The sequence below is a fragment of the Enterobacter cloacae complex sp. SHL012 genome, from assembly GCF_049237505.1.
Classification (GTDB): Bacteria; Pseudomonadota; Gammaproteobacteria; order Enterobacterales; family Enterobacteriaceae; genus Enterobacter; species Enterobacter kobei.
The window spans coordinates 808,075-824,099 of the sequence record NZ_JBMKIZ010000001.1 but is presented as its reverse complement, the minus strand read 5'-3'; the positions used below and the strand labels follow the sequence as shown (position 1 = coordinate 824,099).

At 55.6% G+C, this 16,025-nt stretch carries 14 protein-coding genes; all 14 read left to right on the top strand.

Annotated elements, in window-relative coordinates; all coding sequences use genetic code 11:
• Positions 1-14 precede the first annotated feature (14 nt).
• The 14 genes from ACOTY9_RS03945 to ACOTY9_RS03880 all read left to right on the top strand — a co-directional run bounded on the left by ACOTY9_RS03945 (position 15) and on the right by ACOTY9_RS03880 (position 16,023).
• On the top strand, positions 15-1,253 hold the full coding sequence (locus ACOTY9_RS03945; protein ID WP_045134169.1) for a DotU family type VI secretion system protein: 1,239 nt from the start codon (positions 15-17) through the stop codon (positions 1,251-1,253).
• Between the two features lie 2 nt (positions 1,254-1,255).
• Positions 1,256-4,876 carry a type VI secretion system membrane subunit TssM gene (tssM, locus tag ACOTY9_RS03940; protein ID WP_023330613.1) on the top strand — a complete coding sequence of 1,207 codons (3,621 nt, stop codon included), beginning with the start codon at positions 1,256-1,258 and terminating at the stop codon, positions 4,874-4,876.
• A gap of 16 nt (positions 4,877-4,892) precedes the next feature.
• On the top strand, positions 4,893-5,609 hold the full coding sequence (gene tagF / locus ACOTY9_RS03935) for a type VI secretion system-associated protein TagF (RefSeq protein WP_014884235.1): 717 nt from the start codon (positions 4,893-4,895) through the stop codon (positions 5,607-5,609).
• A gap of 11 nt (positions 5,610-5,620) precedes the next feature.
• The gene (gene tssA / locus ACOTY9_RS03930) at positions 5,621-6,637 is read left to right on the top strand and encodes a type VI secretion system protein TssA (protein ID WP_023330612.1); all 1,017 of its coding nucleotides are present in this window, start codon (positions 5,621-5,623) and stop codon (positions 6,635-6,637) included.
• Positions 6,638-6,712: 75 nt separating this feature from the next.
• Positions 6,713-7,237, top strand: a complete 525-nt coding sequence (gene tssB, locus ACOTY9_RS03925) for a type VI secretion system contractile sheath small subunit (RefSeq protein WP_014884233.1) — start codon at positions 6,713-6,715, stop codon at positions 7,235-7,237.
• Positions 7,238-7,240: 3 nt separating this feature from the next.
• Positions 7,241-8,740 carry a type VI secretion system contractile sheath large subunit gene (gene tssC / locus ACOTY9_RS03920; RefSeq protein ID WP_014884232.1) on the top strand — a complete coding sequence of 500 codons (1,500 nt, stop codon included), beginning with the start codon at positions 7,241-7,243 and terminating at the stop codon, positions 8,738-8,740.
• 65 nt (positions 8,741-8,805) lie between these two features.
• Positions 8,806-9,312: a type VI secretion system amidase effector protein Tae4 gene (locus ACOTY9_RS03915; protein WP_014884231.1), complete on the top strand. Its 507-nt coding sequence runs from the start codon at positions 8,806-8,808 to the stop codon at positions 9,310-9,312.
• Positions 9,309-9,734, top strand: a complete 426-nt coding sequence (locus ACOTY9_RS03910) for a T6SS amidase immunity protein Tai4 family protein (RefSeq protein ID WP_014884230.1) — start codon at positions 9,309-9,311, stop codon at positions 9,732-9,734. Before ACOTY9_RS03915 ends, ACOTY9_RS03910 begins: the two co-directional genes overlap by 4 nt.
• A 179-nt stretch (positions 9,735-9,913) precedes the next feature.
• On the top strand, positions 9,914-10,396 hold the full coding sequence (locus ACOTY9_RS03905; RefSeq protein ID WP_014884229.1) for an Hcp family type VI secretion system effector: 483 nt from the start codon (positions 9,914-9,916) through the stop codon (positions 10,394-10,396).
• Positions 10,397-10,978: 582 nt separating this feature from the next.
• Positions 10,979-11,968, top strand: a complete 990-nt coding sequence (locus ACOTY9_RS03900; RefSeq protein ID WP_348565444.1) for a hypothetical protein — start codon at positions 10,979-10,981, stop codon at positions 11,966-11,968.
• Entirely contained in the window at positions 11,962-12,378 is a 417-nt protein-coding gene (locus tag ACOTY9_RS03895) for a hypothetical protein (RefSeq protein ID WP_032636243.1), read from the top strand. Before ACOTY9_RS03900 ends, ACOTY9_RS03895 begins: the two co-directional genes overlap by 7 nt.
• Before the next feature lie 87 nt (positions 12,379-12,465).
• Positions 12,466-14,220 carry a type VI secretion system-associated FHA domain protein TagH gene (gene tagH, locus ACOTY9_RS03890; RefSeq protein WP_348565445.1) on the top strand — a complete coding sequence of 585 codons (1,755 nt, stop codon included), beginning with the start codon at positions 12,466-12,468 and terminating at the stop codon, positions 14,218-14,220.
• On the top strand, positions 14,217-15,014 hold the full coding sequence (locus ACOTY9_RS03885) for a PP2C family protein-serine/threonine phosphatase (RefSeq protein ID WP_014884226.1): 798 nt from the start codon (positions 14,217-14,219) through the stop codon (positions 15,012-15,014). The genes tagH and ACOTY9_RS03885 overlap by 4 nt, the downstream gene beginning before the upstream one ends.
• 16 nt (positions 15,015-15,030) lie before the next feature.
• The gene (locus tag ACOTY9_RS03880; RefSeq protein WP_421637305.1) at positions 15,031-16,023 is read left to right on the top strand and encodes a hypothetical protein; all 993 of its coding nucleotides are present in this window, start codon (positions 15,031-15,033) and stop codon (positions 16,021-16,023) included.
• Positions 16,024-16,025: the final 2 nt, after the last annotated feature.

Below are 16,025 nucleotides of genomic sequence, written 5' to 3'. Positions count from 1 at the left end.
AGCGAGCGCTTAATATGCAGGAACGACAGGATACCGGCAGTGATGCCGCGTTTACCGGAGCCAGTAGCAACAATCAGCTGGTGGCGGCCGCTAATCCGCTGCTCAATGCGATTCCGCAGATCCGTCATTCGGTTTCACATGACGATCAGGTGGCGTTACGCCAGCGCCTGATCGATGAGATTCGCCGTTTTGAAGTCCGCTGTCAGCAGGCGGGGCTACCCTACGAAGTGATTGTCGGGGCGCGTTACTGCCTTTGCACGGCGCTGGATGAGGCCGCTGCGCTTACCCCCTGGGGCAGCAGCGGCGTCTGGTCAAGCAATGGCCTGCTGGTGACGTTCCATAACGAAACCTGGGGCGGCGAGAAGTTTTTCCAGCTGCTGGCGCGTCTGTCGCAGAACCCGCGCGAACATATCCTGCTGCTGGAGATGATCAACTACTGCCTGCTGCTCGGTTTCGAAGGGCGTTACCGTGTGCTGGACAATGGTCGCACCCAGCTTGAGACCATCAAGCAGCGGCTGTGGCAGATGATTCGCGGCGTGCGGGGCAGCTATCCGCCACCGCTGTCTCCCCACCCGGAAGATCGCCCGGTGCTGCGTAAGCTGTGGCGGCCGATGGTTCCCCTGTGGGCCTGCGTGGCGCTGGCCGGGTTTATCGCCTGCCTGTTTTATATCGTCCTTAACTGGCGTCTTGGCGATAACACCAGTCCGGTCCTGGCGAAGATTTATCAGTCCCAGCTGCCGGAAACCACCATTCAGCAACCGGCCCGTCAGTTGCCCGCAGTGCTAAACCTGCGCGGCTTCCTGAAGCCTGAAATCGAGGCAGGTCTGGTCGCGGTAAAAGATGAAGCGGATCGCAGCGTCGTTATCCTGAAAGGAGACGGGCTGTTTGCCTCCGCCTCGACGGTGGTGCGTGACCGTTATGAACCGGTTATTAACCGCATAGCGCAGGCGATGAACAACGTCAGCGGCAAAATTCTGGTGGTGGGATACAGCGACAACGTTCCAATCCGCAGCGCGCGCTTCGCTTCCAACTACGAGCTTTCTCTGGAACGCGCCCGCTCGGTACAGAAAATGCTGCAAGGAAGCCTCTCTCAGCCAGACCGCGTGAAAGCGGAAGGGCGGGGTGAGATTAACCCGGTAGCACCGAACACGACACCGGAAAACCGCGCCCGTAACCGCCGTGTGGAAATTACTCTGCTGGTGTCGCCTGAAAACACTCAGGCTGAGCTGAACGGATTGCCGCAAGGAAACTAAGGATGCTGACTACACTTCTTTCCATTCTGACCAACCGCATTCTGTGGAGCTTCCTGGGCGTAACCGCGCTTGCGGCGGTGATCTGGATGATTGGTCCGCTGTTGTCCATTGTGGATACCCGACCCCTGGAATCTGAACAGAACCGCATTATCAGTATTGCTGTGGTCTATCTGCTCTGGGCGCAGGGACACATTCTGCCGCGTCTTTATAACGCCTGGCTGAACCGCAAGCTGATGGATAAGCTCAACGAGAACACCACCAGCCCGGAAGCGGCGGATCCGCAGAAACGCCTGAACAGCGAGGAGCAAATCCTTGCCAGCCGTTTCGATGAAGCCGCGCAGATGCTCAAAAAAGCTCACTTCAGCAAAGCAGGACAGGGCGCCCAGTGGACGCAACGCTTCAGCACGCAATACCTGTATCAACTGCCGTGGTACGTGATTATTGGCGCACCGGGCTCCGGTAAAACCACGGCGCTGGTTAACTCCGGACTGCAATTCCCGCTGGCTGACCGCTTCGGTAAGACCGCGCTGCGGGGTATCGGCGGTACGCGCAACTGCGACTGGTGGTTCACCAACGAGGCTGTGCTGCTCGACACGGCGGGCCGCTATACCACGCAAGAAAGCGAGCAGGTGCAGGATGCCGGTGAATGGCTGCAGTTCATGGGGTTACTGCGTAAGTACCGTCGTCGTCAGCCGATCAACGGCGTCATTGTCACCATCAGCATCTCTGATCTGCTCACCCAGTCTGCGGAGGCGTCACGCCAGCAGGCGGTGAATCTGCGCCAGCGTCTTTCTGAGCTGCATGAGCAGCTGGGTATCCGCTTCCCGGTTTACGTGATGGTCACCAAAGCTGACCTGCTCAAAGGTTTCCGTGCGTGGTTTGCCGACTACGACAAAGCGCAGCGGGACCAGATTTGGGGCTTTACGCTGCCGTGGGAGCAGACTAAACACGCCGATTACGACCTGATGGGCAACTTCCAGCAAGAGTTCTCGCTCTTGCAGCAGCGCCTCGATGCCGGGCTGCCGGAAACCATGCTGAAAGAGCATGACGCGAAAACCCGTGCCGAAGCGTATCTCTTCCCGCAGGAGTTCGCCGCATTGCGTCCCCTGCTGGCGGATTACCTGAGCACGGTCTTCGCCCGCTCCAATTTTGAAACCGAGTTCTCTCCGCGTGGGATCTACTTTGCCAGCGGCACCCAGGAAGGGATGCCGTTTGACCGCGTCATGGGCGAACTGAACCGTGCGCTCTCTCTGCCGGAAGGGGGAGAGAGTGATAACTGGGATTCGGTAAGTAAAGACGCGCCGATCCCTGGGGCGAAAGGCCAAAGCTTCTTCATCAAGAACCTGCTGCAAAACGTCATTTTCCAGGAAGCCGGCATTGCCGGAGAAAACCGCTGGTGGGAACTGCGTAACCGGGCGGTGATCTGGTCCGGCTATGCGGCGCTGCTGGCCCTGCTGGTGATACTCGGCGGACTGTGGCTGACCAGCTATGCCAAAAATAAGGCCTATCTGGAAGAGGTGGATGCCAAGGTGCCGCTGCTGGATCAGCAGAGCAAAGCCTTGCAGAACCAGCCGCAGCGCGATCTGTTCGATCTGCTGCCGCTGATGAATGGTCTGGTTGATCTGCCAAAAAGCGATGCGTTTGATGTAAACGATCCGCCGGTTTCCCGTCGCATGGGGCTCTACCGCGGAGATGACGTCAGCGATGCCTCTCAGTCTCTGTACCAGAAAGCGCTGGATCAGCTGCTGTTGCCAGCGGTCGCCATGCACATCACTACCTGGCTTCGCAACGATAATGGCAGCGACGTGGAGTACAGCTATGAAGCGCTGAAAGCCTATCAGATGCTTTACCAGCCGAAGCACTACGACGGCAAATTCTTGCATTCATGGGTGATGCTCAATCTGCAGCGCAACCTGCCGCAGAACGTGACGAAAGCGCAGCTGCAGCAGCTTGAATGGCACCTGACGCAGCTGCTGGAGCCTAAAATTCAGGCTTCGCCGTACGCGCAGGACGCGTCCCTGGTGGCGCGTGAACGCGCGCTGATCAATCAGCAGCCGTTATCCACTCGCGTGTATGGTCGTCTTAAGCGTCTGCTGGAGCATGATGAAAACCTTAAGCCGGTCTCCCTTTCCGACCTGGGCGGACCGCAGAGCGAGCTGGTGTTTTCACGCAAAAGCGGCAAGTCGGTAAGCGACGGCGTGCCGGGTCTTTATACGCCAGACGGTTACTGGAAAAGCTTTAACAGCCAAATCGACAGCGTGACCACCGCACTGCATGAAGACGACGCCTGGGTGTTGGGCGCCGCGACGGCGCAGGAGGATAAACAGCAGATCGACAACGCCGTGCGTCAGCTCTACATGCGCGACTTTATCGCTACCTGGGATCGCTTTCTCGCCGACATTCAGCTTAACAACAGCGCCGATCTTTCCCAGCGCATCAATACAGCGCGTCTGCTCTCAGGCGCAAACTCACCCCTGCGCCGTCTGGTGCAGAACCTGAGCCAGGTGCTGACGCTGTCGCGCGATACGCCAGCCCCGGAAGACGCCGGTAAAGCGCAGGCGCAGAGCAACCGCGCCACCCGCACGCTGGAAGCGCTGTTCAGCAATAATGACACTGCCCCGACGCAGGCCGCTGCCGTTACCCAGGCCCCGGAACAGCTGGTGACGGATCACTACGCCCCGATGATTGAGCTGGCCCAGCCGCTGGAGAAGGGGGGCAAGACCATCGTCTTTGATGATTTTCTTAAGCAGGTGGATGAGCTTTATCGTTACCTGACCGCCGTACAGGATGCCGCCAACAGCGGCATGCCAGCGCCGGGCGGCGAGGCGATCAGCCGTCTGCAGGCCAGCGCCGGTCGTCTGCCGGGTGGGCTGCAAACCATGTTCAGCAATATGGCGGTGGGTGCCAGCAGCGATACCCAGCGCCGCGATCTGGAGAATGTGCGTAAGCGGATTAACGTCGAAGTGGGCGGGTTCTGCCGCCAGGCCATTGCCGGGCGTTATCCGCTGGTGCGTAGCGCCAGCACGGAAGTCACCCCAGACGACCTCGCCCGCATGTTTGCGCCCGGTACCGGGCTGATGGACACCTTCTTTCGCGACAACCTGACCAATAAAGTCGATACCACCCAGGCAAACTGGCGCTTTATGCCGGGCATCGACGGTAAAACGCTGCCGGGAAGCGAAGGGCTGCTGAGACCGTTCCAGCAGGCCCAGTCGATTCGCGACGCTTTCTTTGCGAATGGTGCCACCACGCCGTCTTTCAAGGTCACGGTACGCACCGTGCGAATGGATAACACCATCCTGAACCTGACGCTGGACGTTGACGGCCAGCTGCTGCGCTACAGCCACGGTCCGCAAGCCGTTCAAATCATGAACTGGCCGGGGCCGGGCGGCACCAACCAGGTCCGCATGCAGTTGGGGCTGGCTAACGGCAGCACGGCGACGCTGGTGACCAACGGCGCCTGGGCACTCAACCGCTTTTTCGACAAAGCGAGCACCAGCCCGGGCGCAGGTAGCCTGAGCCGTCAGGCCACCTTCAACGTCGACGGACATCAGGTCACGCTGGAGTTTGCGCCAAACAGCATTCGCAATCCGTTCCAGCTACCCCGTTTCTCATGCCCATAACCGCAAGGACAGCCGTATGACGAATACCCCTGCGATGAACCGCTACAGCTGGTATGGCAAATTACCCAGCGCCGGAGATTTCCTGCAGCGCCGCTTTCCTGACACCTTACAGCGCCAGTGGTCGCACTGGTTTCAGGTTGGCCTGCTTGCCTGGCAGCAGGAAGAGCAGCGTAGCGGAGAACGCCCGTTCACCAAAGCGCCGGTGTGGAATTTTGTTGTCCCCCCAATGCTGGGCAGCCAGATGATCCAGATGGGCTGCCTGCTGCCCGGTCGGGACAGCGTTGGCCGACAATACCCGGTGTGCATCCAGCTGAGCTTCGCCCCGTCAGAGTGGTCGACCAGCCTGCTCAGCCAGGCGGAAAGCTGGTATCAGCAGATTGGTCGTCTGGGACTGCACGCGGTGCGCAACAGTTTTTCCGCCTCGCAGCTGGATGAAATGCTGATGTCCATTCCGGCTCCGCAGCCCGTCGAGCCGCAAAAGCGTTCCGACATCCTTGACGTGATTGGCTATGACGAGGACGGTCAGAGCACGCTGGGCTGGCCGCAGGCGGCAGAGTGTTTTGACCCGCTGCGTCAGACCAGCTACTGGTGGACCAACCGCTGCGACGGTTACCCGCTGTACACCCATGTCCACAGCGGCAACTTTACCGGGCAGCTTTTCACCCTGCTGTTCGACCCGGCAGGGGGCGCCCGCCCGGGACGTCACGGTCTTTATCCGCCCATGTTTGAATAAGCAGGGATCTCATGAATATCGAAGAATTTCTCGCGCCCATAAGCCCGGATAAACCCTGTGGCGACAATCTGGAATACGACGCTGACTTCCAGGTGATGAACCAGGCAAGCCAGGGGAAAGCGGAACAGCAGTTTGGCGACACCATTATCCCTGCAGAGCCTGCTGACTGGAACACGGTAGAAAAATACGCCACCAGCCTGCTGGCGCGCACGAAAGATTTGCGCGTGATGCTGGCGCTAACCCATGCGTGGACACGCCGCCGCGGGCTGGCAGGCTACGCAGACGGGCTGCTGCTGGTGCAGGAGGCGCTCGCGCGCTACTGGGAGCCGCTTTATCCGCTTCTGGAGGAGTATGGCGAAACCGACCCGTTCTATCGGATTAATGCCCTGGCGGGGCTGAGCGATAAATCTGAACTCACCATTGCGGTACGCAACGCCTCGCTGCTGCGTTCAAACGGCGATGAAATTTCGCTGCGGGACGCCCAGGCACTGCTGGACGGCAGTAAAACTGAATGCCCGGACTATCCGGGAGGCCGTCCAAGATTGATTGACGAACTGGCCCGCGGTGACCAGCCAGGGACTGCCGCGGTAATCGTGATTAACGAGCGGTTGCTGGCCATCCGCGCGCTCCTTACCGGATATCTCGGTGAAAGCGGTGTACCCGAGATGGAGCAACTGCTGAAGACCACAGGACTGGTCGCCAGTGCCTGTCAGGTGACCGACATCAGCAAGCTGTTGCCGGGCCGCGAGGCGCAGGCTGAACCGCAAGCCGATCATCAACCTGCGGCAACACAACCCGTTCAGCCGGTTACCGACTGGCGCAGCGTGCAGGTCACCAGCCGTGCCGATGCGCAGCTGATGCTGGAAAAAGCAAAACAGTATTTTGCGCAGTACGAACCGAGCCACCCCGCACCGCTGATGATTGAACGGGTGCAGCGGCTGTCAGAACTTAACTTTATGGACATTATTCGCGACCTGGCGCCAGACGGCGTTAACCAACTGGAAAACATCTTTGGACGCCGCGAATAACGCGTCCAGGCATTATGACGACAGGCATGGAGCCTGCCGTTTCACCTTCACCGCGCATCTTTGATGGAGAACATCATGGCAATGAGTAACAGTGGGCAGAAATTCATCGCACGTAACCGTGCCCCCCGCGTGCAGATCGAGTACGACGTAGAGATCTACGGTGCAGAACGTAAGATTCAGCTGCCGTTTGTGATGGGCGTCATGGCCGATCTGGTCGGTAAACCGGTGGAAAACCTGCCGGCGGTCGACGATCGCAAATTCCTTGAAATCGACATCGACAACTTTGACGAACGCATGAAGGCGCTGAAGCCGCGCGTGGCGTTCCAGGTGGATAATACCCTTACCGGCGAAGGTAAGCTCAACGTCGATCTGACCTTCGACAGCATGGACGACTTCCTGCCGGACGCGGTGGCCCGCAAGGTGGAGCCGCTGAACAAGCTGCTGGAAGCACGTACTCAGCTCTCCAACCTGCTGACCTACATGGACGGCAAAAACGGCGCGGAAGAGCTGATCGCAAAAATTCTGCAGGATCCAACGCTGCTCAAATCTCTGAGCCAGTTGCCGAAAAATGACGACAGTGCGAAAGGTAGCGAGGAATAATCAATGAGCAACCAGACTCAACAACACGAGCAGCAGGCGGGTCAGGCCTTCAGCCAGGATGAATTCAGCGCGCTGCTGAACAAAGAGTTCCGCCCGAAAACCGATCAGGCGCGTTCTGCCGTGGAAAGCGCGGTCAAGACCCTGGCACAGCAGGCGCTGGAGAATACCGTTACCTTCTCTAACGATACCTATCGCACCATTCAGAACCTGATTGCCGGTATCGACGAACAGCTCTCTCAGCAGGTGAACCAGATCATTCACCACGAAGAGTTTCAGAAGCTGGAGAGCGCCTGGCGCGGTCTGAGCTACCTGGTGAACAACACCGAAACTGACGAGATGCTGAAGATCCGCTTTATGAGCATCTCCAAGCAGGAGCTGGGCCGTACCCTGAAGCGCTTCAAGGGCGTGGGCTGGGACCAGAGCCCGATCTTCAAGAAAATCTACGAGCAGGAGTATGGTCAGTTTGGCGGCGAGCCGTTTGGCTGCATCGTGGGCGACTACTACTTCGACCACAGCCCGCAGGACGTTGAGCTGCTGGGCGAAATGGCGCGCATCGGCTCTGCGGCACACTGTCCGTTCATCACCGGTACCGCACCGGGCGTGATGCAGATGGAGTCCTGGCAGGAGCTGGCTAACCCGCGCGACCTGACCAAAATCTTCCAGAATACCGAATACGCGGCCTGGCGTTCACTGCGTGAATCTGAAGATGCCCGCTACCTGGGGCTGGTGATGCCGCGCTTCCTGTCGCGCCTGCCGTATGGCATCCGCACTAACCCGGTCGACAGCTTTGATTTTGAAGAGCAGACCGACGGCGCAAACCACAACAGCTATTCGTGGGCGAACGCCGCCTATGCGATGGCGGCCAACATCAACCGCTCCTTCAAAGAGTACGGCTGGTGCACCTCGATTCGCGGCGTGGAGTCCGGTGGTGCAGTCGAAAACCTGCCGTGCCACACTTTCCCAAGCGATGACGGCGGCGTGGACATGAAATGCCCGACCGAGATCGCCATCAGCGACCGCCGCGAAGCCGAGCTGGCGAAAAACGGCTTCATGCCGCTGGTTCACCGGAAAAACTCCGACTTTGCCGCCTTCATTGGCGCGCAATCTCTGCAAAAACCGGCCGAGTACCACGATCCGGATGCCACCGCGAATGCGCGTCTGGCCTCTCGTCTGCCGTACCTGTTCGCCTGCTGCCGCTTTGCCCACTATCTGAAATGCATCGTGCGCGACAAAATCGGCTCCTTCCGCGAGCGCGAAGAGATGGAACGCTGGCTGAACGACTGGGTAATGAACTATGTGGACGGTGACCCGGCGAACTCCTCTCAGGAAACCAAGTCCCGTAAACCGCTGGCGGCTGCAGAAGTGCAGGTGCAGGAGATTGAAGACAACCCGGGTTACTACGCCGCGAAGTTCTTCCTGCGTCCACACTACCAGCTGGAAGGCCTGACCGTTTCCCTGCGTCTGGTTTCTAAACTGCCGTCGCTGAAGACGAAAGACGCGTGATGATGATTGCCGCCGGGAGGCCATGCCCGGCGTTTGCTTTATAGCATGGAAATTTGAGAGGAAATATGACCGCGAGACCTTCGTTTGTTGCTGCCTGGGCGGCGGCAACACGTATTTACGATGCAAATGATTCTATCGGCAAAGTTAAGCAAGTTATCGGCGGCAAGGTTAAGCACAACTTCGAAATACCGCAAGATCAGGGCGGGTGGTCAAATAGTTGTGCCGTACGCATGAGTTATGTTCTTAACTATACCGGACATCCCGTTCCGCGTATTGCAAATCTCACGGTATCCGGTGCTGATAATAAATGGTACTTCTACCGCGTAAAGGATGTCATTGCCTGGTTGACGCGTCAGTGGGGAAAACCTGACATGGTAGTGAGTTATCCTTCCTTACCCGTTCAGCAATTAGCCAACAAAAAGGGCGTAATTCTGTTTGAGGTACAGGGCTGGAGTGACGCCGCAGGTCATGCCACATTCTGGAATGGTTTAACCTGTTCAGATCACTGTTATTTCAATGCACCGGAGACGAATTACACGACGACCAAAGCCAATTTTTGGGAGTTGCCATGAAAAAAATAATTGCCAGTCTACTGTTGCTCACCAGTTCCGCCTCTGTTTATGCAACTGACGATCCGGTGTTCTTTGTCAAAAAAATGCCTTATAAGCAAGTTATTAAAGACGTTGTTTTTTCTCGCTGCCTGGCACAAGTTTCAGATGATAAAAGCCAGTTTTCTCTGGATGCTGCCCGAAGCAGTAATGCATTACTGGAATGGATACCTTTCGATATTGAAAATGGCAATGACAAAATTAATGCCCTTATTAATAAATATAAAGGCGCAACTAATGCCTTTCATTCTGAGATAAAACCCGATGTCAAAGGCGTAACGTTAAACTGTCTACGTCTTTATCATAGCGACGAACTTAATAAACTTGCACCTCAATTAATTATCGGCAATCCTGACCGCACCTGGCTTCAGGATAACCCGCAGTAGTAAAGACTTCACATTCTTTCCATTTATTCAGGGGGAATGTAAGACTGTCAAATGACACGGGTCATTTGATATGAGGCAGAGGTAAAATATGGACGGTTTTATTCAGCCCCATGCTTTCCTGTTTGCCATATAAGTGCTTTTTCGAAAGCAATATTGTTCATCCACGAAGAGTAGATATTATGGCTATTGATATGTTTCTGAAGGTCGAGGGTGTTACGGGCGAATCTAAAGATTCTAACCACACCGGCTGGACTGATATTACCTCCTTCTCCTGGGGCGCTTCCCAGCCAGGTAATATGAGCGTTGGCGGTGGCGGCGGTGCCGGTAAAGTAAACTTTAACGATCTGCACGTTAATGCTCTGATCGACAAATCCACCACTGCAATCCTGAAACACTGCGCCAGCGGTAAACACCTGACCAAAGTTGAACTGTCCGTCTGTAAAGCCGGTGGTCAGCAGGTGGAATATACCCGCATCACGCTGGAAGATGTGCTCGTGACTTCTGTTCAGTACACCGGTGCAGACAACGGCGATACCGTTGGTGTGACCTACGCGTTCCAGGCTGCGAAAGTGAAACAGCAGTACTGGGAGCAGACCACTGCCGGTGGTAAAGGTGCTGAAAGCAGCGCTGGCTGGAACATCAAAGAGAACAAAGAAGCGTAATTGCGCATGTGGCCGGGGAGTTTTCCCCGGCCATTATGATTGGTTCACTATTCGGCGTGTTTTTGCGATGGAAAGAGCGTTAACGGTTATACCCATTGTATTATCATGTAGCGCCTGCATATCCCACCCTGCTCAGTTTCAAAGTTTAACTGTTAAGGTGGAAAAAAATGTACCCTGTTTTGGGATTTCGAATGACATGAGGCTAAGTGAGCCTGTGTTAGTTTACGAACCTTCTATATCTCGACGTGTAGGTAACAAATGGGAAATTGCTTTCTCTCCAGGAACATTTCCTTCCACCCACATTTTAAACTCTGAAGAGTGTCTTCGCTGGGATAAAGTGGACTGGCAGTCAGGGGAATATGATGTGGTATTGAAGGCGAGAACTCATAATACGGAACTTCGCTATGCGGCTCGCTTTATTCTCAGTGTAAATGCCAGAGGTGAGTTATCGCTAGCCAAAACAGAGTAGGAGAGTTTTTAAACGTTGCCGTTTTTTATGAGAACATCAACGTTTGGATGCTGGTTCAACTCCATTTTTATTTGAATGCGAGTGCTTATTTGTGAAAATCAATGGGAATGAATATGGCTAGTCAATCATTAGTTAATCCGGGATATTGTATTGTTCAGCAACCCGGAACCCTGGATTTCCAGGCAAGGCTTTTATTCAATAATACAAATAGTGATGCGGCACGTTATTTTATGCAGGTTAATAGTGATGCGCAGTGGTCAAAGCCTGGGCAGATGTTGATTCTAGATGTGCCGGGAAGTAATAATTCTGTGCAACTTAAGCAATTACAGCTTGCTAAAAAGAAAGTCAATGGTGCTCTGGCCGATCTTAACTCTGGAGAAGCGAATTTCTTTAACCAACATTTTAGTACTATAGCTGCAGTCACTAATTTTATGGATAAGTCCCTTGGTGTCGTTGCTGATGCAGGCGAAAAATATTTTAGTGAAATAGAAAAAAAACTTAAATCCATTGAGTTGGCTTACCAGAATCAGTACAGAGCACAAGGGACATTGATAAGCCAACAGTTTTTTGTTGAGCGTCAGCGCCTCTTTTCTGAGTTGGATGGTTTATTAAACAAATTGTCTCGTCTGACCTTAAAGATGAAACCCTATAACGAATTGAAGCATGCATTAGGCTTGTCAAGCAGATCCATTGTACATGAATGGAGTACAGCCGGAGTCGCTTCTATTCGTGGTTATTCAACATATATCGATAATGCCTCTAAGGCCGCTCGTTTTCTTAAAGCGGGAGGGTGGCTTGCAATAGGTTTTGCAGGTGCAAATACCACTAATGAAGTTTACAATGCCTGCACCGCGGGACGAGAGCAGAGTTGCTCTAAAGTCGCTGTGAAAAAATACAGCAGCTTTGGTGCAAGCCTGGCAGGGGGTATTTACGGTGGTAAATACGGAGCCATGGCAGGTGCTGGTGTATGCGTTGCGCTTGGTGTTGCGACGGGGGGCGTAGGACTGCTCGCCTGCTCCATTGTCGGGGCAGCTGCAGGTGGATACGTTGGTGGTGAGATAGCGGGCGGAGCGACTGAATATATGATGGATAAAATATGGTGAATATAGAGAATTTACTATTATTTCTTATCGTGGTTTTATTGCTGATTGTTATAATTATGGATCTGCTCAGTTCTCGTTATTTCAAAAAACACGAGGCTGATTATAATCAGTTACTTTCAGACTATCGGCGCAAAGGATATGATCTGGATCTTGTAACCGACTATGCTTCTTTTTTTGGTTCGCTGGCTAATTATCAAAAAATAATCTGGTTCGTTCGCCTTTATAAAGGCATTAAAATGAAATTTACGCGTGAAAGGCTTGTTCAGGAAGAAGCTTATAAATATGTGCAGTCGTTGCCTGAAGAAAGAATTGGCTGGATACTAAAGTTACATCGTCGTTATAAGTTACAGGCATTAATATTCACTCTATGGCTCATTGTTGGATTATATTTTATCACCTTCATTAAATAGTTTTGATATTCAATTTCTCAAACGCCGCCGTTCTCACCCCCGAGAGCGGCAGCGTTTGAGCGCTAATCATACCAGCAGGAATACGCCATGCGATTCACGATTATTTCTACGAAACCCGGTCATCAGCCGCCGCAGAGCAGCTGTGATTTTTATGCCCCGGGCGGCACCATTGGGCGCGGTACGGATAACAATCTGGTGTTGCCGGACAATGACCGCACCATCTCGCGCCTGCAGGCCATTGTTCACGTTGACGCCAATGGTGAATGTCGCGTCACTAACCGTGGCAGCGTCACCCGCGTGGTATTAAATGATATTCCGCTGGAGCGGGGGCGTCAGGTTGAACTGCAGGATGGCGACATTCTCGGTATTGATGACTACCGTATCGAAGTGGCCGAGCTTATCCACGACACGCAGCCGGTGAGCCGCATGGCCGCCAGCATGCAGCAGCAGGCGCATCCGACAGCCGCGCCAGCGCCAGCATCGCAACCGAAGCCTGCGAACCCTGCGCCACGCGGTAAAGCGGAACCAACTGCCGTGCCGTCGGAAATCTGGGATAGCCTGATGCAGGAGTTTTCCATCTCCGACAGCATCTCCAGCAACCGTGCAAAACCGCAGTCAGCGGCTTCGCAGGATCCGTTCTCTCAGCCTGCGGCGCCGGAGCGTAATGCTGAAGATCCGCTGGCGATGTTCAACGACAGCGATCCCACGCTTGAGCGTAAGAATGTCGACCCGGACACGCTGTTCGGCGAAGAAACGCTGTTCAAAAAAGAGAGCATTTTCGACGACGTGACGCCTTCCACGCTGGTGCCACCTGTTGAGACTCAACCCGCCCCTAAAGAAGAGGCGGTAGATGAACTCGATCCGCTGGCGCTATTTGGTGGCAAGGCCAGCGCGCCGGCTGCACGCAATGATGACCCGCTCGGGCTGATGGGCGGGGCGCCGTTAACCCATCCGGATGACATCACTGACGAAAAGCCAGCGCCTGAGCCTGAGCTGGAGGAAGACGTCCTCGCCGGTTCCCCGCTTTTTGCCCCTGAGCCGCAGGAAACGCCGCGTGCAGAAGAGGAGCCGGTGAGACCAGATTACGCAGGTTTCACGATGCCTACGCCGCAGGCCGTTGCGCGCAGCAGCGCTCAGACCCCTAAGGGCCGACTGCGTATCGATCCGGTTAATAACGCTGCCTCCCCATCTGCTACCGCGAACACTGGAGAGAAGGGCGATGTGTTGCAGGGGGAACTGCTGCAGGCACTGCTGGAAGGGATGGGGCTGAGCGAAATGCAGCCTGTCCCGCAGTTTGACCGGGAAAATATGCGTCAGCTGGGGCAGATCCTCGGCATGTTCTCTCAGGGCACCGTGGCGCTGCTCTCCTCGCGCTCTATTCTTAAACGCGGCGTAAAAGCCGATATGACCATGGTGCTGGACGATGCCAACAACCCGTTCAAGCTGTTGCCGACCGGGAAAACGGTTCTGATCCAGATGTTCGGCACCCCGATGCCGGGCTTTATGCCGCCAACGAAATCCGTGCGCGATGCGCTGATCGATCTGCAGGCGCACCAGTTGGGCATGATCTCCGGCATCCGCGCCATTATTGCCGCGATGCTGCAGTCCTTCAATCCGGAACAGCTGGAAGAGCAGGCGAAGCAAAACGGCATGACCTCGCGTCTGGCGCTGCCGGGCAGCCGTAAAGCCGCCCTGTGGGACTATTTTGTTCGCAGCTATGGCGAAACGGCGGGCGAGATTGAGGATGACTTCCACACCCTGTTCGGCGAAGCCTTCCTTCATGCGTATGACATGGAGGTGAATCAGTACAAAGACTCACAGAGCGGATCGGAAGACAAATGAATATCGCAACGGCTTCTCTCTCCCGCCAGGGGACGCGCGCCAGCAACCAGGATCAGACGGGAGAAACCATAGGGGAACGTTCAGCCTGCTTTGTCGTCTGTGACGGCATCGCTGGCCTGCCGGGCGGTGAGGTGGCCGCTGAACTGGCCCGCAACAGCATTATTTCCCGCTTCGATGGCGACAAACACCTTAACGCGCAGCATATCCGTGATTATGTGCAGACCGCGAATCGCACCATTCTCAGCGAACAGCAGGCCGTTCAGGATTATCGCCGGATGGGCACGACGCTGGTCAGCCTGTTTATTGACCGTGATTATGGCCTGGCCTACTGGGCGCATGCCGGAGACAGCCGTCTGTATCTGTTTCGCCGGGGATGGCTGTGGCATGTCACCACCGACCACAGCCTGGTGCAGCAGATGAAAGATGCCGGGCACCAGACCGACAACCTGAACAGTAATCTGCTCTATCTGGCGCTGGGGATTGAAAACGGTGGGCCGGAAGCGAGCTACAGCGATGTCGTGCAGGTCGAAGACGGCGATGCATTCCTGCTCTGCACCGACGGGTTCTGGCACGGCGTCAGCGAAGAGCAAATGAAGCAATCGCTGCATATGGTTAATACGCCTCAGGAATGGCTGACCTTAATGAACCAAATCATTCAAAAGAATGGCGAGCAGGAGGGGAATGCGCAGGATAACTACACCGCCCTGGCGGTATGGATGGGCAACCCTCAGGACACCACTTTGCTGCATACCCTCTCTGATGCAGCACAATTTCTTCCCTGCGGAACTGATTAGACACACAAGGAACGATATGAAACTTTGGCTATCGGGTTTGGCACTTCTGGCGGTGACCTCCACCGCGCAGTCTGAGAATTTCCGCATCGTGCAGTCTCCTGCGCAGAAGCTGGATATCTGGATCGACAACATCAAAGACAACACCCCGCAAAGCTGGTGTAAGCCGGAGGTGGCACTGCGCATCGTGGCGAACGGCAAGAAGGATGTCTCTGTGCTGGAAAACTTCGTGCCACGTCTTGGCTCACTGCTGGAACACCAGTGCAGCAAAGTGAACACGCTCAGCTGGACGCTCAACGACCCGGCGGGAACGACGCTGGCGCAAGGAACCGCCGCCAAAGCGCAGGAGTGGGCGCTGGTGGTGAAACAGCAGCAGGCGACGCCAGCCGTGACGACGACCACTGCCAGCGGCGCGTTAATGCCGCCGGATCAAAACGTTGCAACCCATACGGTTGCCGCTGACCGCACGCCGTGGCAGGAGTTTACCCTCCAGGACGGCTGTCACCTGCGCACCTTCTGGGAAGGCGGCGCGTCCGCACCGGCGCTCTTTATCCCGGATTCTGATACCACCCGCTGCGGCAATGGCAGCTGGCTCAGCGGTCACACCGTGATCTCCCAGTCCCGCAACGGCGGGCAAAAAGAGATGGCTGTGACGTACATTCATGGCTTCCCGGTCATGGGGCTGAATCAAAACGCTGACCCGGAAAACGCGCTGATCACCTCCGTCAACAAAGAGCGCATGGTGTTCAGCACCCCAAACAGCGACCAGAGCTGGATGATCCTGCCTTACGATAACGCGCTCAACGGCTGGAAAAGTAACGGCACGGTGGCAGTAGAGATTTCCCGTGAAACCGCCAGCGATGATGCAAAGCTGCAGGCGCGTATTGCGGCGGTGAAGAAAACCTGGAGCGCCTGGGTCGCACCCGGCACCTCACTGAATATCGTTCTGATTGACACCCTGCGCCCTCAGCTGCGCGATCCGGCCGTGGGCGCATGGCGCGCGGCGAATTAAGG